This is a genomic window from Desulfotruncus alcoholivorax DSM 16058 (assembly GCF_000430885.1).
In the GTDB taxonomy this organism is placed as follows: Bacteria; Bacillota; Desulfotomaculia; order Desulfotomaculales; family Desulfallaceae; genus Desulfotruncus; species Desulfotruncus alcoholivorax.
In genome coordinates this window covers 17,401-44,079 of the sequence record NZ_AUMW01000020.1, presented here as the reverse complement: position 1 = coordinate 44,079, position 26,679 = coordinate 17,401, and the positions used below count along the sequence as shown (strand labels likewise).

General features: G+C 50.3%; 24 protein-coding genes, 1 tRNA gene and 2 pseudogenes. 12 read left to right on the top strand and 15 right to left on the bottom strand.

Features of this window, described 5'->3' with window-relative positions; translation table 11 throughout:
* Window positions 1–180: 180 nt before the first annotated feature.
* The 11 genes from H569_RS0110960 to H569_RS0110905 all read right to left on the bottom strand — a co-directional run bounded on the left by H569_RS0110960 (window position 181) and on the right by H569_RS0110905 (window position 12,827).
* Window positions 181–1,316 (bottom strand): IS3 family transposase gene (locus tag H569_RS0110960; RefSeq protein WP_114679292.1). Its coding sequence is split into 2 segments (ribosomal slippage): window positions 181–1,055 and window positions 1,055–1,316, totalling 1,137 coding nucleotides; the frame shifts between segments, so codons are not numbered across the junction.
* Window positions 1,317–1,417: 101 nt separating this feature from the next.
* Window positions 1,418–2,428 (bottom strand): (Fe-S)-binding protein, encoded by a 1,011-nt coding sequence (locus H569_RS0110950; RefSeq protein ID WP_027365028.1) that lies wholly within the window; start codon window positions 2,426–2,428, stop codon window positions 1,418–1,420.
* A gap of 30 nt (window positions 2,429–2,458) precedes the next feature.
* A complete protein-coding gene (locus H569_RS0110945) occupies window positions 2,459–4,054 on the bottom strand; it encodes an AMP-binding protein (RefSeq protein WP_027365027.1) in 1,596 nt (531 codons plus the stop codon).
* A 5-nt stretch (window positions 4,055–4,059) separates the two neighbouring features.
* Entirely contained in the window at window positions 4,060–5,745 is a 1,686-nt protein-coding gene (locus H569_RS20125; RefSeq protein ID WP_051273594.1) for a class I adenylate-forming enzyme family protein, read from the bottom strand.
* A 61-nt stretch (window positions 5,746–5,806) separates the two neighbouring features.
* Complete coding sequence (locus H569_RS0110935) at window positions 5,807–7,390, bottom strand: class I adenylate-forming enzyme family protein (protein WP_051273593.1); 1,584 nt, start codon at window positions 7,388–7,390, stop codon at window positions 5,807–5,809.
* 13 nt (window positions 7,391–7,403) lie between these two features.
* Entirely contained in the window at window positions 7,404–7,721 is a 318-nt protein-coding gene (locus H569_RS0110930) for an AtuA-related protein (protein WP_027365025.1), read from the bottom strand.
* A 1-nt stretch (window position 7,722) separates the two neighbouring features.
* The gene (locus H569_RS0110925; protein ID WP_027365024.1) at window positions 7,723–9,084 is read right to left on the bottom strand and encodes an acyclic terpene utilization AtuA family protein; all 1,362 of its coding nucleotides are present in this window, start codon (window positions 9,082–9,084) and stop codon (window positions 7,723–7,725) included.
* A gap of 134 nt (window positions 9,085–9,218) precedes the next feature.
* Window positions 9,219–9,656 (bottom strand): MaoC/PaaZ C-terminal domain-containing protein, encoded by a 438-nt coding sequence (locus tag H569_RS0110920; RefSeq protein ID WP_027365023.1) that lies wholly within the window; start codon window positions 9,654–9,656, stop codon window positions 9,219–9,221.
* A 19-nt stretch (window positions 9,657–9,675) separates the two neighbouring features.
* Window positions 9,676–10,821: an acyl-CoA dehydrogenase family protein gene (locus H569_RS0110915; protein WP_034630303.1), complete on the bottom strand. Its 1,146-nt coding sequence runs from the start codon at window positions 10,819–10,821 to the stop codon at window positions 9,676–9,678.
* Between the two features lie 48 nt (window positions 10,822–10,869).
* Window positions 10,870–12,015: an acyl-CoA dehydrogenase family protein gene (locus H569_RS0110910; RefSeq protein WP_027365021.1), complete on the bottom strand. Its 1,146-nt coding sequence runs from the start codon at window positions 12,013–12,015 to the stop codon at window positions 10,870–10,872.
* A 26-nt stretch (window positions 12,016–12,041) separates the two neighbouring features.
* The gene (locus H569_RS0110905; RefSeq protein WP_027365020.1) at window positions 12,042–12,827 is read right to left on the bottom strand and encodes an enoyl-CoA hydratase/isomerase family protein; all 786 of its coding nucleotides are present in this window, start codon (window positions 12,825–12,827) and stop codon (window positions 12,042–12,044) included.
* 294 nt (window positions 12,828–13,121) lie between these two features.
* On the opposite strand from H569_RS0110905, the gene H569_RS0110895 reads away from it, so the two are divergent.
* From H569_RS0110895 to H569_RS0110875, 5 genes are all read left to right on the top strand, one after another.
* Complete coding sequence (locus H569_RS0110895) at window positions 13,122–13,739, top strand: TetR/AcrR family transcriptional regulator (RefSeq protein WP_027365019.1); 618 nt, start codon at window positions 13,122–13,124, stop codon at window positions 13,737–13,739.
* Window positions 13,740–14,060: 321 nt separating this feature from the next.
* The gene (locus H569_RS20120) at window positions 14,061–14,312 is read left to right on the top strand and encodes an acetyl-CoA carboxylase biotin carboxyl carrier protein (protein WP_051273592.1); all 252 of its coding nucleotides are present in this window, start codon (window positions 14,061–14,063) and stop codon (window positions 14,310–14,312) included.
* Between the two features lie 3 nt (window positions 14,313–14,315).
* On the top strand, window positions 14,316–15,671 hold the full coding sequence (locus tag H569_RS0110885; protein ID WP_027365018.1) for an acetyl-CoA carboxylase biotin carboxylase subunit: 1,356 nt from the start codon (window positions 14,316–14,318) through the stop codon (window positions 15,669–15,671).
* A gap of 25 nt (window positions 15,672–15,696) precedes the next feature.
* Entirely contained in the window at window positions 15,697–17,247 is a 1,551-nt protein-coding gene (locus tag H569_RS0110880; RefSeq protein WP_051273591.1) for an acyl-CoA carboxylase subunit beta, read from the top strand.
* 59 nt (window positions 17,248–17,306) lie between these two features.
* Window positions 17,307–18,866, top strand: a complete 1,560-nt coding sequence (locus H569_RS0110875) for an acyl-CoA carboxylase subunit beta (protein ID WP_051273590.1) — start codon at window positions 17,307–17,309, stop codon at window positions 18,864–18,866.
* A 1,295-nt stretch (window positions 18,867–20,161) separates the two neighbouring features.
* On the opposite strand, the gene H569_RS22965 is transcribed toward H569_RS0110875, so the two are convergent.
* Window positions 20,162–20,587 carry a DUF6431 domain-containing protein gene (locus H569_RS22965; RefSeq protein WP_238492531.1) on the bottom strand — a complete coding sequence of 142 codons (426 nt, stop codon included), beginning with the start codon at window positions 20,585–20,587 and terminating at the stop codon, window positions 20,162–20,164.
* Between the two features lie 772 nt (window positions 20,588–21,359).
* Here H569_RS22965 and H569_RS0110860 point away from each other — a divergent pair.
* A tRNA-Arg gene (locus tag H569_RS0110860) sits at window positions 21,360–21,434 on the top strand.
* Window positions 21,435–21,587: 153 nt separating this feature from the next.
* Here H569_RS0110860 and H569_RS22540 read toward each other — a convergent pair.
* Window positions 21,588–21,725, bottom strand: a complete 138-nt coding sequence (locus H569_RS22540; protein ID WP_157833516.1) for a hypothetical protein — start codon at window positions 21,723–21,725, stop codon at window positions 21,588–21,590.
* Between the two features lie 162 nt (window positions 21,726–21,887).
* On the opposite strand from H569_RS22540, the gene H569_RS0110850 reads away from it, so the two are divergent.
* Both H569_RS0110850 and H569_RS21840 read left to right on the top strand, forming a co-directional pair.
* Window positions 21,888–22,091, top strand: coding sequence for a hypothetical protein (locus tag H569_RS0110850; RefSeq protein ID WP_027365014.1), 204 nt, complete (start codon window positions 21,888–21,890; stop codon window positions 22,089–22,091).
* Window positions 22,092–22,471: 380 nt separating this feature from the next.
* Window positions 22,472–22,787: pseudogene (locus tag H569_RS21840) on the top strand (class I tRNA ligase family protein); the annotation flags it as partial.
* A gap of 259 nt (window positions 22,788–23,046) precedes the next feature.
* On the opposite strand, the pseudogene H569_RS23645 reads toward H569_RS21840, so the two are convergent.
* Window positions 23,047–23,214, bottom strand: a pseudogene (locus H569_RS23645) (S-layer homology domain-containing protein); the annotation flags it as partial.
* Between the two features lie 15 nt (window positions 23,215–23,229).
* Entirely contained in the window at window positions 23,230–23,478 is a 249-nt protein-coding gene (locus H569_RS0110830) for a hypothetical protein (protein ID WP_027365013.1), read from the bottom strand.
* A 476-nt stretch (window positions 23,479–23,954) separates the two neighbouring features.
* Between H569_RS0110830 and H569_RS23335 the strand changes: the two genes are divergently transcribed.
* The 4 genes from H569_RS23335 (at window position 23,955) to H569_RS0110810 (ending at window position 26,647) form a co-directional block, all read left to right on the top strand.
* Window positions 23,955–24,080 (top strand): hypothetical protein, encoded by a 126-nt coding sequence (locus H569_RS23335; RefSeq protein WP_257720102.1) that lies wholly within the window; start codon window positions 23,955–23,957, stop codon window positions 24,078–24,080.
* Window positions 24,059–24,241: a putative sulfate exporter family transporter gene (locus H569_RS23640; protein ID WP_081410978.1), complete on the top strand. Its 183-nt coding sequence runs from the start codon at window positions 24,059–24,061 to the stop codon at window positions 24,239–24,241. The genes H569_RS23335 and H569_RS23640 overlap by 22 nt, the downstream gene beginning before the upstream one ends.
* A 206-nt stretch (window positions 24,242–24,447) precedes the next feature.
* Window positions 24,448–24,843: a DsrE family protein gene (locus tag H569_RS0110815; RefSeq protein ID WP_027365012.1), complete on the top strand. Its 396-nt coding sequence runs from the start codon at window positions 24,448–24,450 to the stop codon at window positions 24,841–24,843.
* A gap of 214 nt (window positions 24,844–25,057) precedes the next feature.
* Window positions 25,058–26,647, top strand: a complete 1,590-nt coding sequence (locus tag H569_RS0110810; RefSeq protein WP_051273589.1) for an ASKHA domain-containing protein — start codon at window positions 25,058–25,060, stop codon at window positions 26,645–26,647.
* Window positions 26,648–26,679: the final 32 nt, after the last annotated feature.

Genomic DNA, 26,679 nt, shown 5'->3' with positions numbered 1-26,679 from the left:
GCGGCGCAGAACGAAGTGAAGCGGCCTTGACTTGGTATGCTATACTTCCATAACCCGACCGGCCTGAATTTAGCTTCAGCCATCGGTCGTCGGTCGGTCGGGTGCCCACCGCATAGCATACAAAGTCAAGGCTTGGCCTGGAGGACGTCGCTTGAGCGGTAGATGTATTGCGATAATGTATCACGCTGCCTTTATAACTTCCATCGGTATTTTGTAACAGTTGCTAGAATGTATGCGCCGTCGGTTGTAGAAGACTTCGATATATTCAAATATTGCTGCTTTGGCTTCGGCCCGTGTCTTAAACCGCTTACCGTACAACCACTCTTGTTTGAGCTTGCCCCAGAACGATTCCATGGGAGCGTTGTCATAGCAGTTGCCTTTGCGGCTCATGCTACATATAAATTTGTTTTTATTCAGTATGGCCTGGTATTCTCTGCTGGCATATTGAACACCACGATCAGAATGCACCAATAGCCCTTCTTTCGCGCCAGTTCTGCCAATGGCCTGGTTGAGGGCTTCTATGACAAGGGACTTTCTCATGTGTTCGGCCATGGCAAAGCCAACGATTGGTCTGCCGCACAAATCCATAACACCGGCGAGGTACAGCCATCCTTTATCGGTTGCAACATAGGTGATGTCACTTACCCACTTTTGATTTGGTTTATGTGCTGTAAATTCGCGGTTAAGCAGATTTTCAGCAACCGGAAGGTTATGATTTGAGTTTGTTGTTGCCTTATATTTTTTTACGGTCTTTGATTTGATGCCGTTTTTTCTCATCAGCCTGTATACGCGATTTTTACTAGGTGCTCCATCGTTCTTTAGTTCGTTGGTTATTCGAGGATATCCGTATATACCGTGGTTCTTCTTGTAGACAGCCTTTATCTTTTCGAGCAGCAATTCATTTTCCATTTCTCGATTGCTTTTGGGTCGCTTTAAATATGTGTAAAAACCGCTCCTTGATACCTGGAGCACCTCAGCCATCTTCGCAACCCGAAATTCGGAGCGGTGCGCCTTCATGAAAAGATAGCGTTCTATTTCTGGTTTTTGGCAAAGTAGGCTGCCGCCTTTTTTAAAATGGCGTTTTCCTCCTTCAGATCCATATTTTCTTTACGAAGCCTACGTAACTCATCGTCAGCCTTGTGCAGGTGACCGCTTCCAGGAAAGGCATTTTCGCCGTGTTTACCGAACTTCCTGATCCACCCATATAGCGTGGTTGGACTTAAATCTAGTTCCCGGGCTACCTCAGCGGCGGATTTTTCGCCCGCCTGCACACGATTGACAGCCATAATCTTGTATTCTTTATCAAACGTTCTCATTTAGGACACCTCCGTGATTTTATTGTATCACACGTTCTGTGTGTCCATAAAATCGCGGTAAGGTCAGTTGGCCTCGCTCCTTTTTGATTGTACTTGTAAGCTTATAATTCTTCGCCCAGGGCCATGCGGCACAGGTCACTGATCAGCAGTGGTTTAAGACCCCTGCCGGAGATCATGTCTTTCATGGTCATATAGCAAAACGGGCAGTTGAATATGCACACTTCGGCGCCGGCGCGCACCATATCGTCCAGGTTCCGCTTGTTTACATCTTCAGCCAACTCTTTACGGCCTTGCATCTTGAACACCGCTCCGCAGCAGAGTGCGTTTTCCCGGTCATACTCCCGGAGGACTCTGGTAACGCCGACAACGTCAAAAAGTTGGTCGAGCAGCGGTTCTTTTTCCGGCGTCAACCGGGAGGAGCATGGACGCTGGTAGGCCGCCTGCAGCCCCAGTTTGCGGATCCGGGGAGCGTTTTCCGCCAGCCGGTCCAGCAGGTAACGGAACAGGTGCACCGGCCGGAAGGGCACGTCGTAACCGTATGCCGGTGCCCAGGAGGCGTAAAGGGCGTAGCACTCGTCGTGAAAACAGACCAGTTCTTCAATACCGCACCCGGCCAGTTTTTCCAGTACACCGGGCACCCGTTCGTTGATCAGGGAGCTCACACCAAAGTGCAGGTAGATGAGGTTGCAGAACAGGTCTTTACTCATCAGCACTGTGCTATCCTCGAAAAGGATGCCTTTCAGGTGTGGTTTCAGGTCGGGAAAAAGGCACAGGTTAACCGCTGTGTTTGTAATCGTCGCGGGTGTAAAATCACCCTTGGGCGCAAATACCCGAACCATTTTTTCATAAAAAGGTACGGGGACCGGGTGAATACCTTTTTGTTCCTGCAGATCAACCAGTTGGTAGAAGGGGTGGTTGCCCCGGGGGCAGTACTCCTCGCAGGCATAACAGGTAACGCAGTCCCGCAGCACAGGGGAGTCCTCTCCCCGGTTCAGTTTTGCCCGTTCCCTGCGGGCGGTTTCTCCGTCGTAGCCCAAGTACCTGCACCTGGTTAAGCAATCTGTGGTCTCACACCCGGTACAGATTTCCGGATCGAATTTTAGATTTCCCATGTTTCGGACCTCCGGCATTTTGGTTTCGTTTTATTTGGACTCACCGTAATAATCGTTAAACTGTTTTCTTAATTCGTGCTTTTTGATTTTGCCTGTGCTGGTGCGGGGTAGATTATCCGTGAATATTATGGACTTGGGCACCTGGAACCCGCCCAGTTCCTGCTTGCACCACTGGATCAATTCTTCCTCGGTTAGTCCGCTGTCTTTTTTCGGCACCACCACGGCGGTTACCGCTTCGATCCAGCGCTGGTGGGGCAGTCCGATCACGGCGGCGGATTCCACTTTCGGGTGAGCCATGATTACAGTTTCCACCCTGATGGACGGTACGTTTTCACCACCGGTTTTGATAATATCTTTCTTGCGGTCTATAAACACCAGCATGCCGTCCTCGTCCATATAGCCCTGGTCCCCTGAATGGTGCCAACCGAACTTCCCGGCTTGTTCCGTAGCTTCTTTGTCCTTAAAATAACCTTCCATGACCCCGGGTCCGCGCCACACTATTTCGCCCACTTTTCCGACCGGCAGCAGGTTTCCTGCATCGTCCATAACCGCGGTGTCGTATGCAGATAGGGACCTTCCCCAAACGTTTCCTTCCTTGCCGGAGAACCAGTCGGGGTTGAAATAGTTGGTGCCGGGGTAGGCCTCGGTCTGGCCGGTGGCCAGGTAAAACGTGGCGTTGATTCTCTTCCGGGCGTCGCTCAGGGTTCTCCTGTCCATGGGTGTCATGGCGTACAGGCAGGTTTCCAGACTGGACAGGTCGTAATTATCAATAACCGGGTGGTCCAGCATTCCCCTGTACATCATGGGCAAGGCGAACATCCAGGTGACCTTTTCATTTTGAATTGTTTTCATCAGCCTTTCGGGATCGAACCCACGTATGACGACAATCCTTGCGCAGGCCACCAGAGCGGTGGTGAGCAGGGCGTGCTGGGCGCAGTGGAATATGGGCATCATTGCAGTGATTACGGCCTTCGAGTTAATCTGCAGGTCTATTGTATTTTGCAGCGCGGTAAAATAAACGTTCAGGTTGGAAATGGTGACGCCCTTGGGCATGGCAGTGGTGCCGCTGGTGTACATGATCTGCACGATGTCTCTGTCTTCGATAATCACGTCTTCCACCTCGGAATCGTCCAGCCCTTTGATGAACTCGTGAAAGTCGATAAAAGGTTCAGACGCCTGGCCGCCGGAGACCGGTATGGAAATATAGTGTTTAATGTTCGGCATTTTATTCAGGTGGTTAGCCAGGAAAGGAACAAACACATCGTCGATAATCAACACCTTGGACTCGGAGTGGTTCAGTACGTAGGCCAGTTCCCTGGGATCCAGGCCGGGATTTACTGGCACCGACACAAAACCGCCCTTGGCAAGGCCGAACATGGAAATGACAAACTCGGTTGAATTCAGACAGATAACTGCCACCCGGTCCCCCTTGGATAACCCCAGCCCGCGGATGCCCCGGGCAAAACTGCAGCAGGCCCGGTTGAACCGGTCAAAGGTCAAACTGTTCCTGGAGCCCCCCCGGTATTCCACCAGGGCTTCCTTGTCCGGCCAACGGCCTGCCGAACGGCGCGGGATGTCTCCCACCGCAACCCTATGGATTAAATTTTTGTCCAACACGGTATCCATTTTACTTATCCCCCTTTTTTAATACTATCCTTTGGTTCAGCCCTCGAGTTTTCCAAGTCCCGCAGTTTCCTCTTCAATACCTTACCAACAGCGCTTTTGGGTAGTTCATTCATGAATTCGAATAACCTGGGGCGTTTGTAAGTAGCCATATTTTCCCTGCAATACCGGTCGATGTCCTCCACGGTGATTTGGTTGCGGCTATCTGATTTCAGTGTTATAAACGCTTTAACCGTTTCTCCGCGGTAAGGGTCGGGTATGCCTATAACCGCCGATTCTGCTACGGCCGGGTGCTTCATAAGCACGGATTCAACTTCGAAGGGGGAAATGTTATAACCGGACGAAATAATCAGGTCCTTAATCCGATCCACGAAGTAGATAAAACCGTCCTGGTCCATGTAGCCCGCGTCGCCGGTATACAGCCAACCGTCCGGGTCAAAGGCGCGGGCCGTTTCATCGGGCTTCTTCCAGTAGCCCGCGGCCACCTGGGGCCCCCGGAAGCATATTTCCCCGACCTCGCCCCGTGGGAGCGTTTTACCGTTCGGGTCGATAATTTTAACTTCACCTGCCACCGGCACCCCGATGGAGTCCAGGTTCTTTTTATTGGGCAGGGACATGATGCCGCCGCAGTTAGTTTCGGTCATGCCCCAGCCATTGGTCAAGTCAACACCGGTCAGTTCCTTCCATTTTTTCTGCAGCGCAGTGGGTACCGGGGCCCCGCAGCCCGTGGCCAGTTTGAAATGGCCCAGGTCGTATTTAGGCAAGTCAGGGTGGTTGATAAGGGCCACGAACAGGGTGGGGGGTGCAAATAAGGTGTTTATCTTGTAGCGGTCGATGATTTTAAGCAGTTCACCCGGGTCGAACATGGGCACAAGGACGACCGTGCCGCCCTGGTAAAGCACCGGGTGCAATCCAAGGAAATAGCCCGAGGTGTGGAACATGGGCATGATCTGTAAATTAACATTCCCGCTGTTCAGGTTCATCAGGTGTGAATGGCTCAGGCAGTTGTAAACCATGTTGTAATGGGTTTCCATTACACCCTTCGGAAAACCGGTGGTCCCCGCCGTGTACAGGATCAAAGCCAGGTCTAGGAATGGTGTTATTTCCGGTCTGGGTACTTCGGATACCGGTGTGTTTAAAATTTCCATGAAGTCCCGGGCGCCGGGGATGGACATCTTGTCGTGTTTAAGCGTTGGCGGCACCCACGCATCTGGGGTGCTGAAATCCTTGAGGTGTACGGTGATAATATTTTTAACCGGTATCTTGGGCAGCAGCGCCTGAAAGAGGGGGAAAAACAGGTCCAGGCAGATAACTGTTTGGGCTTCGCAGTCGTTTAACAGGTAGGCCAGTTCATCGGCTTTGAGCATCACGTTGCAGGGCACTGATACAGCGCCTGTCTTGATTATACCGTGGAAGGCTATGACGTGCTGGGCGCAGTTGGGCAGCATGGTAGCCACCCGATCCCCCTTTTTCACTCCCATGGCGATGAGGGCGACGGCCAAACGGTCCGAATACTCGTCCATCTGGCCGAAGGTTATTTTATGATTCAGGGATATCAAGGCGGTTTTATCCCTATATACCTCCACAAACCGCCGGATTAAATCCTGGAGCGGTATTTCTGGCACGGGGGGCATTGCTTCGTAACCCCAGGCGGGGTTAAAAGCAATATACGAGAGGTCCACAGCCTGATTCATTATTACACCTCCCGAATATTTTTACAATATTCAGATTTTTTCATGGAATATATATTTAGCTTTAACAACCACCGGGAGCCAGGTATTTTTCCTTAAGCAAGGACTTGTGTATTTTACCTGCGGGAGTTAGAGGCAAATCATCCGCAAATTCAAACTGTTTCGGTATTTTGTAATCTGCTAAATTCTGCTTACAATAATTAAACAGTTCTTCCTCAGTCAATACTTCGCCGGGCTTGGTCACAATGTAAAACCGCCCTACTTCTCCAAATACCGGGTCAGGCACTCCGAATCCTGCCGCCATGGCAACCTTTGGATGACGTGTGAGTACGTTCTCTATCTCAACCGGGTATACATTAAACCCCCCTTGTATATACATCTCCTTTTTACGCCCCTTCAGGTAGATGTGCCCATCGTTATCTATATAACCCATGTCTCCTGTATAAACCCATCCGTTCCGGAAATTGTCAGCAGTTTCCTTTTCCATGCCAAGGTAACCGCTGATAACACAATCTCCTTTAAAGACAAGCTCTCCAATTTGCTCGGCAGGGAGTTCATTTCCATTCCCGTCCACAACTTTAACCTTAAAATTATCTATTACCACGCCTATACTTTCGCTTACTTTTTCGACCCCGTCATCCAGGCTGGATAAAACGCAGGCCCCGGAAGTTTCACTAAGACCATAGAGGTTTAGTAATTTGGCACCGGGGAAAGTTTTGGATATGGCTGTACAAAGTTGTGGCTCTACGTTCGACCCACCTGCAATGCAGTATCTTACGGAAGAAAGATCGTATTTATCAATACCTGATACATTCAACATCATTACATACATGGTCGGAACTCCTGCCATTATAGTAATTCCATATTCGGCAGAAGCCTGTAATACCAGGTCGGGCCTGAAACTGGGAATCAGAACCACACTTCCTCCGCAGATTAGGCACGAAGTAACGGCACACGTAATTCCGCCCACATGGTTTAAAGGTAGGCTGCCTATGAACACATCGGTGGCTTGTATATTGAAATGCTCTACCTGTGCGCTGGCAGAAGCCAGAATGTTTTTGTTGCTAATCATGGCTCCCTTGGGTTTTCCCGTGGTTCCCGAGGTGTAGATGATTATTGCCGTATCCGTTTCGTCGACCTCTTGCTTAGCCTGTTCCAATAATGATTGATTTTCTACAACTGTCTTGCAAAGATCCCCCAGAGAAATATCATCTTGAAGTTTATTACTGGTAATATAAATGTATTTCTCAACCGAGGGAAAACGGGACCTGTTCTCTTTAAAAAACTGTCTAAAATCAAACTCACCAAATGAATCAATGCACACAAGGGCTTTGGCCTGGGAATTGTTAAGCATGTAATCAAACTCGGCCAAACGATACCGAACATTTAAAGCCACTACGGGCGCTCCAATTTTGACCGCCGCAAAAAAGGTATAGAGCCATTCAGGCTGGTTTGGAGCAACTACAGCAATCATATCCCCTTTGGATATGCCCAATTGCAGTAAAGAATAAGCAAGGCGATCAGAGATTTCGTCCATTTTTTCATAGGAAACATGGCTATCCTGGTAATAAATAAAAGGTTTGTCAGGCAACGTATTGGCCCTTTTTTTCAGTAAGGCGTGAACCTTAGACTTGTTCCGGTCATTCATAACCAGAACCTCCTTATTCAATATCCACATACATCCGGAGCAAGTTGGCGCCGAAGCACTTGCCCAGGCTGTCGCTGCGTAATGAGCGGGATGCCCCGCCGTTTAAGGCGCCCCGCAAAACAAAGTTGAAGGCTTGTATGTTGGACACTTCGTAGCGGGTTACTTCACCATCCACTAGGCCGGCGAAGTGTTCTTTCACTTTTTCCGCGGTCACTTCCCGTTTAATCAACTCGTAATCCGCTTCCCGGTAAGGAAACAGCCCTATGTTCACCGTGTTGCCCTTGTCTCCCGATCGGGCGTGGGCCAGTTCCACCAGCATAACCCTGGGCACTTTATCCCACCTCCCTGATGCTTATTTGCACCTGTTTCTCAACTTCGTCCCTGGGCACCAGGGCCGACCACATGCCGATCAGTTCCCTGGGTCTGGCCATGCCCCCGCTTCCGGTTGCCGTCGGCGGCCCGTTCAGCGCCAGGGGAGGCAGGAGCCGTGGCATCCTGGCGGCAGTCATTTTATCAGAAGTGCGCATTGCAATTCTTAGACCAACTTCGTTCAGGTCCGCACCGTCTCCCGTGGCCAGTGGGCCTGACAGTGAATTATAACCGACGTACTCAAACAAGATTTCATCGAATGAGATCCCCAGGGCGGCGAACTGTTTCCTGGTAATCTCTTCAGCCTTACGGGCTTTCTTTAGGGCGTTCGGCCAGGAGTATTTAAGTGTACCCTCTCCCATCCAGCCATCGCTGTAGCCGATGGAAACTTTCAGATTTTCCGGCCGTGGTTTGCCTTTCATGCCGGTTATGCGCACCCGGTCAGGTCCTTCCACCACCAAGCGGGGCGAGGTGAAGTCCGCCACCACGTCCGGTGTGATATAAGCCGTAGGGTCATGCACTTCGTAAAGCATTTGCTCTTTCACGGTGCGCAAGTCTACCCGGCCGCCAGTGCCTTCGGGTTTGGTCAGCACGGCATCGCCGTTTTCGTACACTTCAGCTACCGGGTAACCGATCCTCTCCATGTCCGGGATGTTCCACCAGTCGCCGCTGAAATTGCCCCCGGTGCTCTGGGCAGAGCATTCCATCAGGTGGCCCATCAGGATCCCGGCGGCCAGGCGGTCCCAGTCGTCCCAGCTCCAGCCAAGTTCATAAACCATGGGGGCCAGGAATTGAGCCGGGTCCGAGGTGCGCCCGGTGATAATAACGTCCGCGCCCATTTCCAGGGCCTCAACCATGGGTTTTGCCCCCAGGTAGGCGTTGGCGAATACAATCCTGTCCTTAATCGTTGATATGTCCCCGCCGCTTTCCATGTCCGACAGGTCGACGCCCTTTTCCCTCAGTTCCGCCAGCTTGGGCAGCACGTCGTCCCCGGTGATGACGGCGATCTTGAGCCCTTTTATGCCCAGGGAACGGGCCAGTTCAAAGACCATCCGCCCGGCACCGTGCGGGTTGATGCCGCCTGCGTTGGTGAGGATTTTGACGCCTTTCTGCCGACATGGCTGCAGCAATAGTTTAAAAAACAGGTCTTCCACGTACCCTTTGTCCGGGTCTTTTTGCCGGGCTTTTTGCAAAATGGCCAGGGTAAGCTCGGCCAGAGCATCGCAGGCCAGGTATTTTACATTGCCGGATCTTACCACGTCCAGGGCTGGGAACGGGGAGTCGCCCCAGAATCCCTGCCCGGCGCCGATACGTACACTTTTCAAGTTCAACCCTCCATATTTGGGGACATTCCTGTCCCATTCCAATCGGGGACATTCCTCGACCCAGAAGCATTGACCCAAAGGCAGAGGTGTGTCCCCTTACCGATTTCGTTTCAGCAGGTGTATCCCTTTCCCGCTTAAAACGTGCCTTTCTTGTTGACGGCCACTTTTAAAATAGCCGTGCAGCACACCTGGTCGCGCTGGTTTTTGATTTCCTGCTTGACGGTAATCACGCCGAAGGAGTCTTTATCTTTTTTTTCCAATACTTCGGTTTCCACCCTGATGGTGTCCCCAATAAAAGTGGGATTGGTAAAGCGCAGCTTATCCATGCCGTAAAAAGCCAGCACAACGCCGGGCTCCATGGTTACCAGACCGGTGCCCACGCTGAGCACCAGCATTCCGTGGGCTATCCGCTGGCCGAACATGGTATTGGCGGCGTATTCCTTGTCGGTGTGCAGCGGGTACCAGTCCCCGCTGAAGGCGGAAAACATGACGATGTCGGCTTCAGTAATGGTCCTGCCCCTGGAAACGGCTATAGAACCCACTTCCACGTCTTCAAAGTATTTGTCCAGCATGCTCAACCTCCTTAAATATTTACTTGATCAACCGGCCGGCTATGACTTGTTTCATGATGTCCGACGTGCCGCCGCCGATGGTACCGATACGGGCATCTCTCCAGAAACGCTGCACCGGGTACTCCATCATGTAACCGTACCCGCCGTGGATCTGCACTGCCTCATCGGTCACCCGGTTGGCTATTTCACAAGCATATAGCTTTGCCATCGCCACCTCGGTTACCGCGTCCCGGCCCGATACATACAGGGAGAGGGCATGATAGGTGAGGCAGCGGGCGGTTTCCACCAAGCTGGCCATGTCGGCCAGCTTGTGCCGGGTGACCTGGAACTTGGACAACGGCCTGCCGAACTGAACCCTCTGTCTGGCGTATTCGGCCGCCACATCAATAGCCAACTGGGCGGATGCCACCGCTTCCAGGGCCATTACCAGCCTCTCCCAGGCGAAGTTCTGCATGATGTAGTAGAAGCCCATGTTTTCCCGGCCCACCAGGTTTTCCCCGGGCACCCGGCAGTCCTCGAAGACCAGTTCGCCGGTGTCGGAGGTGTTCCAGCCCAGCTTATCCAGTTTTTTGGCTACCGTGAAACCAGGTGTGCCTTTTTCAATTACCAGCAAGCTAATGCCTTTGTGACCGGCCGCTGGGTCGGTTTTGACAGCAGTGACCACATAGTCGGCCCGCACCCCGTTGGTGATGAAAATTTTGCTGCCGTTGACGAGGTAATGGTCGCCCATGTTCCGTGCCGTGGTCTGTATGGAGGCCACGTCGGAACCTGCGTTGGGCTCGGTAATGGCCAGTGCGCCGATTTTTTTACCGCTGATGGTGGGCGGCAGGAACCTGTTTTTTAATTCTTCGCTCCCGAACTTGTAAATCTGAGGCCCGGCTATGGCCATGCTTGCACCAAGCCCGGCCGCCACACCCGCCGAACCGCAGCGGGCCATTTCCTCAAAAAACACGGCCCCGGCCAGGTAATCCTCGCCGCTGCCGCCGTATTCCTCCGGGTACGTCAGCCCAAGGAAACCCAGTTCACCCGCCCGGGCAAACAGTTCCCGGGGAAACTCGCCCGCGTTTTCCCATTCCTCAACGTAAGGTTTGATCTCTTTTTCCACCCAGTTGCGCACTGTTTTGCGTACCAGCTCGTGTTCTTCAGTGAAAAGCCAGTGAGCCATGCTCAACACTCCCCTCGATTATTTACCAGGAGCCATGCCGTGGTACCGTTAAAGCCCCATGGTCTTGGCTATTACTTCTTTCATAATTTCATCTGTGCCGCCCCCGATGCGGTACAGGCGCGAATCCCGCCAGGCGCGCTGCACGTCGTATTCCATCATGTAGCCATAACCGCCGTAAATCTGAAGGGCCATGTCGGCAACCCGGAAACTTACCTGTCCCCCTACCAGTTTGGCCATGGAGATTTCTCTCACCGGGTATTCGCCGGCGGCAAATTTGCGGGCCGTTGAATATACCAGCTGCCTGGCAGCTTCTATTTCGGTAGCCATTTCCGCCAGCCTGTGGGCTATGACCTGCAGTTTTACCAGCGGTTTGCCAAACTGTACCCGCTGGCGGGCATAGGCCAGTGCTTTTTCAAAGGTGTACTGGGCTCCGGCCACTGCCCCGGCGGCCCCGATCAGGCGCTCTCCCTGCAGTTCCCACATGATCTGGTGAAAACCTCTGTTTTCAACCCCCAGCAGATTTTCCGCTCGCACCCGGCAGTCTTCAAACAGCAGTTCCGCGGTATCCGAGGAGCGCATGCCCACCTTGTCCAGTTTTCTGGTCACCGTAAATCCCGGAGTGCCCTTGTCGACCAGGAACAGGGAGACGCCATTGTAGCCCAGGTCGGGGTTGGTCTTGGCCACCAGGGTGATGAAATCGGCCCGTACCCCGTTGGTAATGAAGGTTTTACGGCCGTTAATCACCCAGTAATCACCGTCTCGCACGGCCCTGGTTTGGATAGAGGCCACATCGGAGCCGGCGTTTGGCTCGGTGATGCCCAAGCAGGCCACTTTTTGTCCCTTTAGGGCCGGTACCAGGTACTTTTGTTTTTGCTCCTCGGTACCGAATTGCATGATGGGCGGGGTAGCCATGTCGGTTTGCACGGCCACCGCCATAGGCAGACCGCCTATGCAGCAGCGGGCCATTTCCTCAGCCAGGACCAGGCCCATGAAATAGTCACCGCCGGCGCCGCCGTATTTTTCCGGGTAGCGCAGGGAGAGGAAACCAAGCTCGCCCATGCGGGGGAAAACCCAGTCGGCAAAATAGGCGTCTTTTTCCCACTGTTCAGTGTGAGGCATTAATTCAGTGTCCACAAATTTCCTGATGGTCTTGCGCACCGCCTCGTGTTCGGCGGTAAATATTGAGTAATCCATGTTATCCTCCTTTTCCCCGGCCATGATTATCTGCCACTCCACTGCGGGGACCTTTTTTGCGTAAAGGCCATCGCACCTTCCTTCAGGTCGTCACTCATGAAGTCGATTACCCGCAGTGTGTTTAGGTAATCAAAGGCCTTGTTTATTTCCATGTCCATGACAGTGTTAAAAGCGTTAAGCCCCAATCGCAGGACCAGCGGGCTCCAGCCGGCCACCTCGGAGGCCAGCGCCAAGGATTCGCGGAGCAAGTCTTCCGGAGGGCAAACTTTGTTTACCAGCCCGATTTCCTTGGCCTCGGCGGCGCTGATGGAGCGGCCGGTAAGGGCCATTTCCAGGGCTCGCCTTGGTCCCACAGCCCTGATCAGCAGGGGAAAGATGACAAACGGGAATATGCCCACTTTGATTTCAGGCGTGCCGAACTTGGCTTTTTCGTTGGCCAGCGCAAGGTGGCACATAGCGGCAAGGCCGTAGCCGCCCCCGATGGCGTGCCCGTTTACGGCGGCCACCAGGGGCTTGGTCATTTTCAGCCCCATCTTGAACATCTCGGTGGAGGCCATTCCTTCCTGGTGCAGTACCGGCGCAGTCTTGGTTGACGCCTGGGCAAAATCACTCAGGTCGCCCCCGGCGCAGAAGGAATCGCCCTTTCCGGTAAGCACCACCGCCCCCACGCCTGAATCGGCATCCGCCTCGTAGAGGGCTGCGATCAATTCCGCCGCCATCTTTTCGTTGAGGGCGTTTCTTTTTTCAGGGCGGTTCATAAACACAACCCTAACCCGGTTTTCCTGCTCAACGATTAAATGTTCATATTTCATCTAAGCTCCCCTTTCTTCGGTCTGGATTTCTAACAGTGATAAAAATCTTAATCGTCAAATCTAAAATTTGACCCATGGGTTGAAGTTTGAATAATTGTATTGTAAAATAACTTGTGCCAAAATAAAATACCTAAAAATTTAACCGGTCAAAAAACAAGGGTCGGTGGTATGAAAATAACGGCCAGCAGTTCTTTGCCAAAACCGGTTTATTTGGTTAAAATAATTTATTAATGAATATTTGCCGGAAAAATTTTGGCAGGTTACGCGAACCAAACGTTTAAGGAGGAGCACGGTATGAATTTTCGGGAGCAGAGAGCCGCGGAGAGAAAGCTTAACATAGTTAAGACCGCCGCCCGTTTATTTAGCGAAAAGGGGTACCACGACGCCACTGTGGAGGAAATCGCCAGGGAACTGAAGTACACCAAGGGGAGTATTTATTATTATATAAGCAGCAAGCAGGACCTTCTTTTTCAATGCCATGACCAGGCCATGAACATGCTTCTGGATAACATAAAAAAGATCAAGGATTCGGGTTTGCCCCCGGAACAGATGCTCAAAGAAATCATCAAGGGTCACATCGAAACCCTGGTCAGCGAATTCAACCTGATTACCGTGACCCTGGTCAGTGATTATGAACTGGAAGAAAATTATGCACGGATTATTATTGAAAAAAGGGATCAGTATGAAGATATAATCGCCGGCATTATCAAGGATGGAATAGAAAAGGGTGTTTTTCGAAAGGTTCCGGTAAAGGTTTTGATCAACCTGATCATGGGCGCAGCCAACTGGGTTGGCCGCTGGTACTCGCCGGAAGGCCCCATGACCATGGAGGAGATCGCCTGTTTTTACTCCGACTACCTGGTGCAGCCGCTGCTGGTCAAAGACCCGCAGCCCAAAAAGAAATTATCATAGCTGTAGCCCTCTAGAAAAGGGGACAGGCTGTTTTTTCGCTTTTTGAAAAAGTACCTGTCCCCTTTTTTTGCTGCCAGAGTGTTAAAAGTTAAATGTCAATTTAAAAATACCAAAACTTTTAACAAACCAACTTTTAACACCTGGCACCATTGTGTTTTACTATTGGCTCCAGGGATGCGGACGCTTTTAAACACTCCTTTCAAACCACTTAGTTGTCATATTCGACTGCCCGAAAGTTTATTTGTTTACATGGGTCAAACCTTATGTTATTATTATAAAAACTGACCTCAGGGTCAAATTTATGCGAGGAGGTTAAATTAGATGGATGCAAAGCTGGTTGAGGTAAGGGCTCCGATCGCGGGTGTGTTTTACCGCAAGCCTTCTCCGGAATCGCCGCCCTATGTTGAAGCCGGCGACAGTGTCAAAAAGAAGCAAGTGCTCTGTTTGCTGGAAACCATGAAAGTATTCCAAAAAATTAAATCCCCGGTGAACGGAAAAGTAGTTGAAATAGTGGCCCAGAATGAGCAGCCGGTTTCTGATAACGACGTGCTGCTAATTATGGAAGAGGAATAAGGCATGTTCGGAAAACTGCTGGTGGCCAACCGGGGTGAAATAGCGGTCCGGATAATCCGGGCCTGTCGGGAACTAGGCATTAAAACCGTGGCAGTGTATTCCGAAGCTGATGCAGACGGTCTGCACGCCGCACTGGCTGATGAAAAGGTCTGCCTGCCCGGATTCAAGCCGGTCGATACATACCTGAACATGGAAAAGGTGATCCAGGCGGCGCGGGAAACCGGCGCGGGTGCGGTGCACCCGGGTTACGGTTACCTGGCGGAAAACGAAGCTTTTGCGCTCCGCTGCGGTGAGGCCGGCATTTTCTTTATCGGGCCGCGCCCGGAAAATATCCGGCTGGCCGGCAATAAGCTGCGGGCCAAGAAGCAGGCGGCGGCTGCGGGTTTACCTGTAATTCCCGGCTGCGAGCGGGGAATATGTACTGTGGAAGAGGCGGTGGCGGCCGCCCGGGATACTGGTTTCCCGGTGATACTGAAAGCCACCGCGGGTGGCGGCGGTCGCGGCATGCGCATTTGCAGCGATGAGGAAGAACTGCGGGAGGAGTTCCCCATAGCCAGGGCCGAGGCGGGCGCCTCCTTCGGCGACGTCACCCTGTACGTGGAAAAGCTGCTGCGGAACCCGCGGCACATCGAGGTACAGGTGCTGGGGGACAGTGGCGGCAGAGTGATTCACCTGGGCGAACGGGAGTGTTCTGTCCAGAGAAGGTACCAGAAACTGATCGAAGAGTCGCCCTCTCCTGCGCTGGACGACGACCTGCGGGACAAAATAGGTGCCGCCGCCGTCAGGCTGGCTGAATCAATCAATTATTTCAACGCCGGCACGGTGGAATTTATGCTGGACGCGAACAACAACTTTTATTTCATGGAGATCAACGCCCGGCTGCAGGTGGAACACCCGGTTACGGAGATGGTTACGGGTATCGATATCGTTAAGGAACAGGTCAGGCTTGCGCTGGGTGAACGGGTGAAAACGGGAGTGCAACGCCACCGGGGGCATGGTTGGGCCTTGGAATGCCGTATCAATGCCGAAGATCCAGAAAAGTTCTTTCTGCCGTCGCCGGGTTTAATTGAGTGCTACCGTGCGCCAGGCGGGTTCGGGGTCAGGCTGGATACCCACGTTTACCAGGGTTACCGAGTGCCGCCCTATTACGACTCGCTGCTGGCCAAACTGGTGGCCTGGGGCCGGGACAGGGCAGCAGCCATATGTACCATGCGGCGGGCCCTGGATGAGTTTACCTTGGAACCGGTGAAAACAACCATACCGCTGCACAAAAGGATACTGGCGGACCAGTCGTTTCAGAAGGGCACTTTCAATACAAGTTTGGTAAACAGGTTTGTGCCGGCGGATGACGATGATTAAGCATATTACATGGGGGGTCATTTAATTGGGTAAATGGATGGATGACCATTTAAAAAAGCTTGCGCAACTGCGGGCGGAAAATACTGCCGGGGGAGGGCAGGACAGGGCCGCGATGCAGCATGCCCTGGGGAAAATGACGGCCAGGGAGAGGATCGCCCTGCTGGCTGACCCCTGCAGTTTTGACGAAATCGGCTCCACGGTGCGGGATACCCGACCGCCCTTTGACGGCAAGAACAGGAACAGCCCCTCCGACGGGGTAATCATGGGGCTGGCCAGGGTGAAGGGCCGCCAGGTGCTGGTATACTCCATGGATTACACGGTCATGTCCGGGTCGCTGGGCGACCAGGCGGCCTGGAAACTGGGTGACCTGGTGAAGATGGCCGGCCGGCTGCGGGTGCCCCTTATCGGCATTATTGATTCCGCCGGGGAACGGCTGAGCATGAAAAACGGGGACGTGGGATTAAACGGTCTGGGCTACCTGCTGCGCAACTACTGCCTTTATTCCGGGGTAATCCCCCGCATCACCCTTTTGCTGGGTCCTTGCACCGGTCTTTTGGCCTACCTGCCCGTTCTGGCGGACTTTTTAATCATGAACGAAAAGACTTCTTTCTTATGGTTGGGCGGTTCCATTGAGTCACCCGACGCTGGTTCGGCGGCTTTTCACATGACCAGGAGCGGCCAGTGTGATTTACTCGCCGGTAGCGACGCAGAAGCTATCGAACAGGCTAAAATCCTGCTTGATTACCTGCCGCAGAACTGCTGGGAGGAGGTTTCCCCGGCCGTCGAACCTACCGAATCCGAGGGCGAGGCCGACGAGTTACTGGAAATTATGCCGGACAACCCCAAGTTCACCTACAATATCTACGAAGTTATTGAAAAAATTGTGGACGCCGGGTCGTTTTTTGAATTAAAAGATGAATACGCACCCCACCTGGTTACAGGATTTGCCAGGTTTGGTGGCCGGGTGGCCGGTATCGTGGCCAACAACCCCGAGGAACTTAGCGGGATATTCGAGCCCGATTCATCGGATAAAATGGACCGTTTTATCAATTTCCTGGACGCCTTCGATATTCCCCTGGTGACCATGGTTGACACCACCGCTTTCGTACCCGGGGACAAGTGGGAACGCATGGGGGTAATTCGGCACGGCGCCAAGCTCCTGCATTCTTACGCCCACCTGACGTGCCCTAAGGTAACCATGGTACTGCGCAGGTCTTACGGAGGCGGTAATATTGTGATGGGTTGTTCCGGGATGAACCCGGATTTCATTTACGGCTGGCCCACCATGGAATTCGCCCCCACCGGCCCAGAAACGGTGGTACACGCAGTTTTCAACAAGGAACTGGCCAAGGCTAAGGAAAAGGGAAATTACCAGCAGGTCTTTGATTTCTACTTGGGCATTCTGAAGGAAATGTTCAGCGTATTCCAGATGGGTAAGCACTGGACCACTTACTACACGGTGCACGAGATAATCGACCCCAGGGAAACCCGATCCAGGATCATCAGGGCGTTGGAAGCCACCGCGAACAAGCACGAGGAATGGCCGGAAAAAAAGCGCTCCATTAAACCGGCCTGATGAATTTGAAACGCATGGCTTGACCGAAAAGTTATTTACCAGTTGAGGAGGTATGTTTCGTGGGGAAGGTTATGGAAGAAGCCCTTCGGAAACTGCATGAAATAAGGAAGAAAAACCTGGTGGGCGGTGGAATCGAGGCCGTCAACAGACAGCGTTCCCGGGGAAAAATGACGGCCCGGGAAAGGGTGGACTGCCTGATTGATCCAGGTACTTTTGCCGAACTGGGTTCCTGTGTGAACACCAACACCAGGCGGATTGACGGCAAAGAAGTAGACGCCCCCTGTGACGGCGCCGTAATCGGCACCGGGGAAGTGGAGGGGCGCACGGTGGCAGTTTACGCAAGCGATTTTACCGTGCTGGGCGGTTCCATCGGCAGCCAGCACCTGGAGAAGTGTGCCCGGCTGATAGAAATGGCGGCGGGGTGGGGTATTCCCATGGTCTGGCTTTTAGACTCCTCCGGCGGCAGGCTGGGCAGCAGTACCCTGTTAACGGCGGGAATAGACTGGTACTTTGCCCTGGAGTCGCGCTACTCGGGAGTAATCCCGCAGCTCAACGTGCTGATGGGACCGTGTATTGCCGGGCAAGCCTATGCGCCCACCCTGTGTGACTTCCTTCTTATGAGCAGGCAGACCGGGTACCTGTGGTTGGGCGGGCCGCGCATGGTCCAGGCGGCCACCTCGGAAAAGATAGACGAAAACGTTGGGGGCGCCGATTACCACATGGAATTCAGCGGTACCTGCGACGTAGTGGGCGACAACGACCGGGAGACAATCCTAAAAGCCCGGGCGCTGCTGAGCTACCTGCCCTCCAACTGGCGCGAAAAGCCGCCGGTGGTAAAGGCTGGTGACAGCCCGGATCGTCCGGTGCACGAACTGATGGACGTGGTGCCCGATGAATTTGACAAAACCTACGACATGCGCCGGGTAATTGAATTACTGGTGGACGATGGCCGGTATTACGAAATAAAAAGCGGCTATGCCAGAAATCTGGTTACCTGCTTCTGCCGCTTCAACGGCGAAGTGGTGGGACTGGTGGCCAACAATCCCGCCGAGCCGGGCAGCGTGCTGGAAATAAACTCCTGCGATAAGTATTACCGTTTTCTGCAGGTGCTGGATGCTTACAATATTCCGCTGGTCAATCTGGTGGATACATCTCCGACGGTGCCGGGGCAGGGGCAGGAAATGGCTGGTCTGCTGCGTCACGGCGGGAAAATACTGGACGTATACGCCACCTCCACTATACCCAAGATTAGCGTGGTACTAAGGGAGGCTTACGGCGACGCCGGAAGCATCGTCATGGGCGGGGTGCACGGCATGGGCGTCGACCTGTGTTATGCCTGGCCCACTGCCAGGTTTGCCGTGGAGGCGTCCACGGTGGATTATGGAAAAGTACGGGACGGCCTGGGCATGGAAGAGGACGCTTATACAGGCTACTTGAACCGGGCCAGGGAAAAACTGGACGTTTTCGATGTAGCCAAGTGCTGGACCGCCCAGGTGGTTGATGAGATCATCGAGCCAGCGGAAACCAGGAAAAAGATCATTGAGGCACTGCGGCTAACAAGGAACAAGCGGGAAAAGCTGCCACCCAGGAAAAAATACCACGGCACGCCCCCAACCTGATAGTGTCGGGCTGGTATAAGTCAACGGGCTATAATAGGCCCGTTTTTTGCCAGTAGGAAATTCCATAGATGTACGTGCTTACCCTTTAAATACTACTTAATGAATCTTGCAAAACACAGTGACCAAAAGATACGGTCTGTTACCTTCATCCCGGCTGGAGATGACATTATGGATTCATAGTAGTTTAGTTACACCGTCTGGTTTGCTCTATCCAAGAGCAGTTCCAATATCTTCTTGCGGCGCAGGTTTTTGTTCCAGCTGTACTTATTGGCTAATTCACTAATCTCTGGTAGGTTTAGGGCTCCAAAAACTGTTGCTCCAAAGCTCCTTTTTGAGTTCGGGGAATTCTTTGCGTAATAGCCTGGATGACGCAATCATATGTTTGTTGTGCTGGTCATAACTTACCCGCCTTTCATCCCCTCCGTGAAGGGAGGAGATGAAAGGCGGGTAAGTTAAATTTTTAATTGTAAACTACTGTCTATGTATGTCGTTTTATTGATGACATTAATCACAGGAATTTTACAAATATGTAGAAAATGCTAAGTAAGGAAATTAAGTTATCTAATCCTTCATAAAAGGGATGCAATCCTGTGAAAGAAAAATAAGACCTTTCCATCATCGGCTTTCGGTCATCCTGGCATAGGTACATACTAAATATTTTTCCAGGGTAACAATTATGACGATATATTATTTTTAAAAAAGGTGGTGATAAAAAATGGATAATGATCAACAAGAGTATACTTCAATTAATGGACCTAAAACGTTAGAAAATATAAAGGAATCTACGAAGTAAAACAAGAAGAAAAACATCAAGGTCGTAATAAAAAGCTGACCCTGGTATTTATAATCATATCTTTATTTGCCCTAGTCTGGCAAGGAATTAGTAGTTTCATGTTTAATCAGGAAGTCAAAACTCTTAAGGCCAAATCAAAAGAATTACAGGAAAATCTGGCAAGATTACTGACATTCGTAGTTTGACTTTGGTTCAGGTAGTTGGCGAATTAAAAAATCTGAAAAAGACTAATGAAAATATAATTGAAGAATACCGGAACCTTACTCACCAATACAGGTTTACTCTACCCATTTTAAGAACCAGTTCATTACAGGAAACTCCCAGACAAAAGTTATGTTGGTGGCGCTATTTACATATCAAGGGTACCCAAGCAGCTTCTGATATGCTAAAATAATTTGCTAGGAGTCATGAATGAGTACCTGCATTGTGTATAAAACCTTGTCGCGAAGGCCTGGATTTGGGGAAATCCGGTTGTTACAATGCGCAGTACTTCTTTGGCTCCTTATCTTTTGTCCTGGTTATCTGGTGGTAGCCTGGTACCGGGGATAAGTTGGCGTAGACCTACTTTAATTCGGTTTAGATTGTTTAAAAATCGCCTTACATAAAATTGCAAATGGGATGGAGCCCACCCCAGGTATTTCAAAAGCTTTAAGCAAGACCGTAGAGAATAGTTAGAGTTTAATATATGGCATAAGGCTGTAAAGATTGCCTCTACGGTATATTGAAAATATGGTAGGCAAAAGGTAGGCAGGTAGGAGATGGTTTTGCCGCAATGCTTGCAGTAGTATCGCCGGATTAAGATTCTGCCACTAAAGTTAGCGTCTATGGCATTACGCTTATAAAAACTATGCTTTTGGGGCGGTACTTTAACAAGACATTCCGGATTGGGACAAGAATCGGGTACGGGGAAGGGAAAGTTTTTCCCCATACGCTGATATTCTTCCGGTGTTGCTGTTGTATAGAATATCTGCAGCATTTATTATCACTTCCAGCAAATATTCTACCTTTTTCTAAGGGGGATTTTGGAAGGTAATATCTGTCAGGGACTCACGGACTGACTATTTATTCATACCAATTTAATTTAAGAAGTTTAAGCAGTTTATTTTGGGATTGATAACGATTGCAGATTATTTAATCTGATGATATGGATGGGTTTTGGCTAAATGAAAATGAGATTCTACAGTATGAGCATTGTTATTCCTATACCTTGAATGCAATGGAAGGATTCCATTATTTAATGAAAATAGGTAGACTATTGAATATACTGGCGCTTAACAGCGAGCTTTTGCATAAAAAGTAAAAAGAACTTGAGATACGTTGCTTTATTAGCTATCTAAAGCTTGTATATAGTTGAAGTCCTCTGAATAAAGTGAAGATACAAGAAGCGCGTGAAGCTAAGCAGCTATGGAAACTGAACCTTGTAGCATGAAATGAATACGTTAAAAGAGAACCTGACATTGGAACCATTGGAGATGGTTTATTTGACATGCCATGATTCGTATATATTATTCGTCATTTAGCTCCCGCCTGTATAGGACATAAGAAATATTCGCACAAATGCTTTCATGGCTAAAATTTAAGAGGGTAAATTGCAATGGTTAATACTCAGGTTATTTTTATGCTTCAGCTCTGGATTGATGATATTTCACTTGCAATATTTATTATTTGTGATACAATATTCTATGTAGCATTTTTGGCATGCGCCTGTAGCTCAGGGGATAGAGCGCCGGCCTCCGGAGCCGGGTGCACAGGTTCGATTCCTGTCAGGCGCACCAAACCCAAATTTTATAGGGTCTATACATATTCTGATAAAATACCCCCTAAATACCCCAAAAAATCCGTGGGAGATTCACAAGAGATTCACAAAGGTTTCACTGATTTTCATTTTAAGGGGATATGTAAGAGTTCGGTGTACCTACATAGCTTCGTTATTTTAAGCCGAAATCAATTTCGGCTTTTTTCATGGAAGCTGTCGCTGCAGGGTGGGCGACAGTGGCATAACTAACACCCCTGGCACACACCTGTGACCCGCATTTGCGCGGGTCTTTTTCTTGTTCGCCCGGCATATCTGCCGTGCCAATTGGTTGAAAGAAACCCTGTCACCCAACCAGCGGGAATACAACCCGTAGGCAAGGGCGTCACTAGCAATGGTGGGGTCTGAAGGAAGCCGAAGGGGGACTTGGAACATAGCGCAAGCGAACCGGAGTTGGCCTTCCAGGTGGGTAACCTTGCACAAAATGGGAAAGCCCAATAGCTTGATAACCTGGGAGGTTAGGACGGATGGGTTCAAGTTCAGGCAAGCAGACTTAACCGGGGAAGCCCGGCACCATCATGCTGTCAAAGTAGGTAAACTCAAACAAGAGGAACGCAAGGAAGAGGATACGTGGTGTCGGGTGGCAGATGATGATCCCATAGTAGTGCTAAACCCTTAGCCCGTGAAAGCTGATAACAGACTGGAGGACAAAACTAAGGGGACACGCACCAAGTTGCAGTGGGACATAAAGAGCCAAAAGCCTTTATGCTTGCGAAGGTGTTGTTTCTCACGATAAACTGCCGGGAATTTGCCAAAATAAAATGCCGCCTGAATCCGTGTTACATTTTACACAAAGGACCCCTATATAGTAAATATAGGCAATTTGTAACCTCTAACACCATTCAGTTCACCTTAGTTTCTGGATTAACGGGGATACATCAATATCCAACGGCAAATACTGGCGTTGGTTATCTGAAGTCCTACTGCCGAAGGAAAAATGGTTAATTCGGGGGCTTTTAACGGGTTGCCCAATGAACAAGGAATTAAAGCTGTAATTAAGCCATCATAGAGCTGGTCAACGGGCTTTTCCAGTATAAGGAGGTGCCGGATCCGACCGGGACCCGGCGGTGCTGCGGGAGGCGGTGGAGAATTTGTTGATCCTCTTGGCTCCTTTTGCACCCCACATTACCAAAGAATTGTGGCATGGCATTGGCCACGTGGAAAGCATCCACAAACAGCCTTGGCCGGAATCAGCCCAGAAAAAATGAAAGAACTGGTGCTGGCCCAGCCTAGGGTGCAGCAGATGATTGAAGGCAAACAGGTTCTCAAGATAATTCCGGTGCCGGGTAAACTGGTGAATATTGTGGTGAAGTAAAAACCAATGAGATCCCGTCAATTAAAGGACGGGATCTTTTTATGTTTAGAAAGGAATTGAATTATTCCGGTCAAATTGAATTTAGCATATTGGAATCCTGCCACACGTGTCTGGGGCACCCGAAGCGCCTTATTGAAACAATAAATTAGGAAACAGGTTCCGCAGGCTGCTTCCGTGCGTTAAATTTGGCGAATATTGTGGTGAAGCATGATTGAAAAGAGGGTGTTGTTATGAAAAATAAGAGCTCAACTTTTATTACTTATTTGGTGCAGTTTTTTGCAATTGCACTTGTTATGTTATTGGTTTTACAATGATTTATTGGTTTTTTGGGACAGGAAGGCGGCCAGCCGGCCCTGGTTACCGGTTCATCGGGTGAAAACCTGCCGCCGCCGGTTCCTTGCAGCACGTTTTTGCGGGCCAATGAAGTAACCGGATTGTATGCCTATGCCCAGTGGTCCACGCCCACACCAGCAAAGTGCCACTCTTTTCCCAAAAACAGCCACATGAATTCCCGGGCGCTGAGGTTATAGATGGCCGCAATTTTATGGGTAAAACTATCTTTCAGACCGGCAGCCTGCAATTCTTTTCCGGTATATCTTAACCGGGACTCCATGTTCTGGCTGAGTATGTCTTTGATGGCCGCCCCGTTGCCGGTAAAGGCGCTGAAATCATAGCCAATTCTTTTTGCCACCAGGGCCGGCTATGTCCGGCAAATCCGCAAGCCCAGCGTCCAAATACCTTTGTCCGCCGGCAGTTCAAAATGTCCCTGTTCATCCACTTTGCAGACAGGCCCCGGATTGCCTTTTTCATTAATTGAATACACTTCAAGATTACCGTAATGATGCCCATGGTACAAATTCCTGTAATTTGTAACCGAGCCTTTGTTGGTTGAGGATGCCGTACCCCAGGCAACGAATTCGGCTTTTGGGCTTATGCCGGCAATCGATGCCTGGACAACATTAATACCAAAGCCGGGCAGGCAATATACCGCGACGGCGCCATCAGGTCCGGTTACTGCGGAGATGCTTTTGGCCTGTTTACACTCCCATTTATAAGCACCACTTATAAATCACATCATTACTTGATATTTCCATTCGGCCCTCAATGATGATATGTTTAAACTATAGCTATAGTTTGCTTCCTGGAAGCTTCGGAGGTATTTATAGTTTGATGGGCATCCGGCTGGACATTAGTCAGTTATTGGCCTCCGGCTCCAAAATCATCTTGCTTGATACATTAGTTATCACTTTTACCATCACCTTTTGGGGTGGATGGGGAAGCGATTATCCCTAACCAGTCGCCTGGCCTCTCTCATTGGGGTTGGTATCGCTGTATGCGGGACATTAGCCATTGCTGCCGTAGCGTTCTTAGTACAAGCAGATGATGACGAAACAACCCTGTCAGTTGCTATTATTGCCATACTGGGTACCTTGGAAACACAACCTATACCATGATCCATCCACTCTTACAGTTTAATCCTTATGCTTACGGAGTGCTTACCGGATCTACGTTGTATGGGGTGGGCCACGTGGTGTCCGCAGCTATGGCCGGCGGGAAATTGGCGCTGACATTGCAATTTTAGTAAAATTGGGGCGAGTGGTGCTATTAATCCCTGTAGCCCTGGTAATAGGTTACCTTTTTAAAAAAGGAGGCATTTCTGATGGGCAAACTGAAAGTTCTTTTTCATGTAAACGAACTTGAAAGGTGGCAAAGGACACTTTTAAACGTCATTAATTTTGTTAAAGATGTAGGACAGGAGAATGCGGATATTGAGGTTGTGGCTAACGGTGCTGCGGTTTCTGCTTATAGTGATAAATGCCAAATCGCAGGAGGTTCAGGGGAAACTTCAACGAGTTGTGGAAAAGCAAATGGAGAGCTATATGAAGAAATGAATAAGTTAGCCCAAATGGGAATAAGATTTGTTGCCTGCCGAAACGCTCTTAGGATGCATTCCTTAGATGAAAACATGCTACCCCCTTTTATTACGGTAGTTCCGGCGGGTATAACAGAGATTGCCAAAAAGCAAGCTGAAGGATACGCGTATATCAAAGCCTGAGCGGAAAGAAACAGTTGAAAATTACTCAAACGGCTTCCGCTACTGTAACATTCACCTCTTGGATGAATGTTACAGCTAATCTACGCAAAGTCAACTCCTAAACTTAAAGCTTCCGCCTAAAGACGGAGGTTTTAGACCTGGCGCTTGGGAAATAAAGACGCCATATGATATGAAATCCCGGATATCAATTACTAATAAAGAGGTGTAAAAGTCATTGTCGGTACAAAATAGCAATAATGAAATTATTTTGCAGAACCGGGTTCTTGTCGATGTTACCATAAACCCGATGAGCCGGAAGCATTATATTGAACTGGATCCACCCAGTTTATTAAACAATCAGGCTGATGTTGACAGATTAATGGCGGCATTGAATGACCGGTATCATAACCTGACAGTACCTTTGGACTTGATGAACAAAGTGAGTGAAGTATTACGCCAGGCAGCTTGGCGGGTAACAGTGACGGTGGCCGATTTCGGGGGGAATTGGCAAATGATTGATATCGAGCCTGGTGACAAGACGGAACGCCATTTCGGGCTGGCGGTAGACCTGGGAACGACCACTGTGGTAGGTTACCTTGTAGATTTGACCTCTGGGAAAATGTTGGGTTCCGCTGCTGATTATAATGAACAGGTCCGGTATGGAGAAGATATATTAACCAGAATTTACCTGGCCGGCACGCCGGAGGGCAGAAAACAGCTGCAGGATGCAGTAGTGAACACATTAAATAATATTATTCACCGCCTGGTGCGGAAATTAAAAATAAAAAACATAGAAATTAGTGCCGTCACCGTGGGTGCCAATACTACGATGGCACACTTGCTTTTAGGGCTTGATCCCTCCCGGATCTGCATGGAACCATATGTACCTGTTGTTAATCTGCCAGGCTGCGTTAACGCATCTGAACCCGGTCTGGCAGTTAACCCCAAAGCGCCTCTTTATTGTTTACCAGGGGTTGGTAGTTATGTGGGCGGAGATATAACCGGCGGTATTCTTGCCAGCGGAATGTACAAAAAACCGGAACTGGCTCTCTTTATCGATATCGGTACCAATGGGGAAATGGTATTGGGGAACAGTGAATGGCTTGCGGCGTGTGCCGGAGCAGCCGGCCCTGCACTGGAAGGCGGTGTTGCCCACGACGGCATGCGGGCCGAGCCGGGGGCCGTTTATCAGGTGCGAATTGATGCGGAAACCGGGAAGGTGGTTTATCGAACTATAGGTGGGCAAAAGGCCGTGGGCATTTGCGGTTCCGGATTGGTAGATTGCCTGGCTGAATTGTTGCTGGCCGGAATCATTGATCGGGCGGGGAAGTTCAGGGACAATAAAAAGGAATTTGTCGTAGTGCCGGCATCTGAATCTGCCACCGGAAAAGATATTACTTTTACCCAGACCGATATTGATAATATCATGCGCACCAAGAGCGCTGTTAATACAGCTTTGGAAGTGTTGCTTGAAGGTGTGGGATGCCAATTGGCTGACATAGAAACTTTTTATGCCGCAGGAGCTTTTGGGCAGTATCTGGATCTGGAATCAGCCATAACCATAGGATTGTATCCGGACTTGCCCCGGGAACGAATGATCCGGCTAGGCAACAGTTCCGGGGAAGGAGCCAGACTGGTGCTGATATCCGATGACAGTAGACGGGAGGCCGAGAAGATAGCGCGCAGCATAACGTATTTTGAGCTTAACGCCAGCGAGGTATTTATGAATAAGTTTGTGGGCAGTAAATTTCTGCCCCATACCAATCTTGATTACTATCCCACCGTAAAAGAAAAGATGCTCCGGCGGGGACTATTGCGCGATTAGACCATACTAATAATGGTGACAAAGGAGCAGTT

Coding starts and splice junctions, on each gene's coding strand:
- H569_RS0110935 (WP_051273593.1), bottom strand. CDS start 7,390: ATGAATGACCGGAACAAGTCTAAGGTTCACGCCTTACTGAAAAAAAGG.
- H569_RS20120 (WP_051273592.1), top strand. CDS start 14,061: ATGGATGCAAAGCTGGTTGAGGTAAGGGCTCCGATCGCGGGTGTGTTT.
- H569_RS23640 (WP_081410978.1), top strand. CDS start 24,059: ATGGGGAAGCGATTATCCCTAACCAGTCGCCTGGCCTCTCTCATTGGG.
- H569_RS0110950 (WP_027365028.1), bottom strand. CDS start 2,428: ATGGGAAATCTAAAATTCGATCCGGAAATCTGTACCGGGTGTGAGACC.
- H569_RS0110915 (WP_034630303.1), bottom strand. CDS start 10,821: ATGGCTCACTGGCTTTTCACTGAAGAACACGAGCTGGTACGCAAAACA.
- H569_RS0110895 (WP_027365019.1), top strand. CDS start 13,122: ATGAATTTTCGGGAGCAGAGAGCCGCGGAGAGAAAGCTTAACATAGTT.
- H569_RS22540 (WP_157833516.1), bottom strand. CDS start 21,725: ATGCCGGGCGAACAAGAAAAAGACCCGCGCAAATGCGGGTCACAGGTG.
- H569_RS0110885 (WP_027365018.1), top strand. CDS start 14,316: ATGTTCGGAAAACTGCTGGTGGCCAACCGGGGTGAAATAGCGGTCCGG.
- H569_RS0110815 (WP_027365012.1), top strand. CDS start 24,448: ATGGGCAAACTGAAAGTTCTTTTTCATGTAAACGAACTTGAAAGGTGG.
- H569_RS0110920 (WP_027365023.1), bottom strand. CDS start 9,656: ATGCTGGACAAATACTTTGAAGACGTGGAAGTGGGTTCTATAGCCGTT.
- H569_RS0110945 (WP_027365027.1), bottom strand. CDS start 4,054: ATGGATACCGTGTTGGACAAAAATTTAATCCATAGGGTTGCGGTGGGA.
- H569_RS0110905 (WP_027365020.1), bottom strand. CDS start 12,827: ATGAAATATGAACATTTAATCGTTGAGCAGGAAAACCGGGTTAGGGTT.
- H569_RS20125 (WP_051273594.1), bottom strand. CDS start 5,745: ATGAATCAGGCTGTGGACCTCTCGTATATTGCTTTTAACCCCGCCTGG.
- H569_RS22965 (WP_238492531.1), bottom strand. CDS start 20,587: ATGGGGAAAAACTTTCCCTTCCCCGTACCCGATTCTTGTCCCAATCCG.
- H569_RS0110910 (WP_027365021.1), bottom strand. CDS start 12,015: ATGGATTACTCAATATTTACCGCCGAACACGAGGCGGTGCGCAAGACC.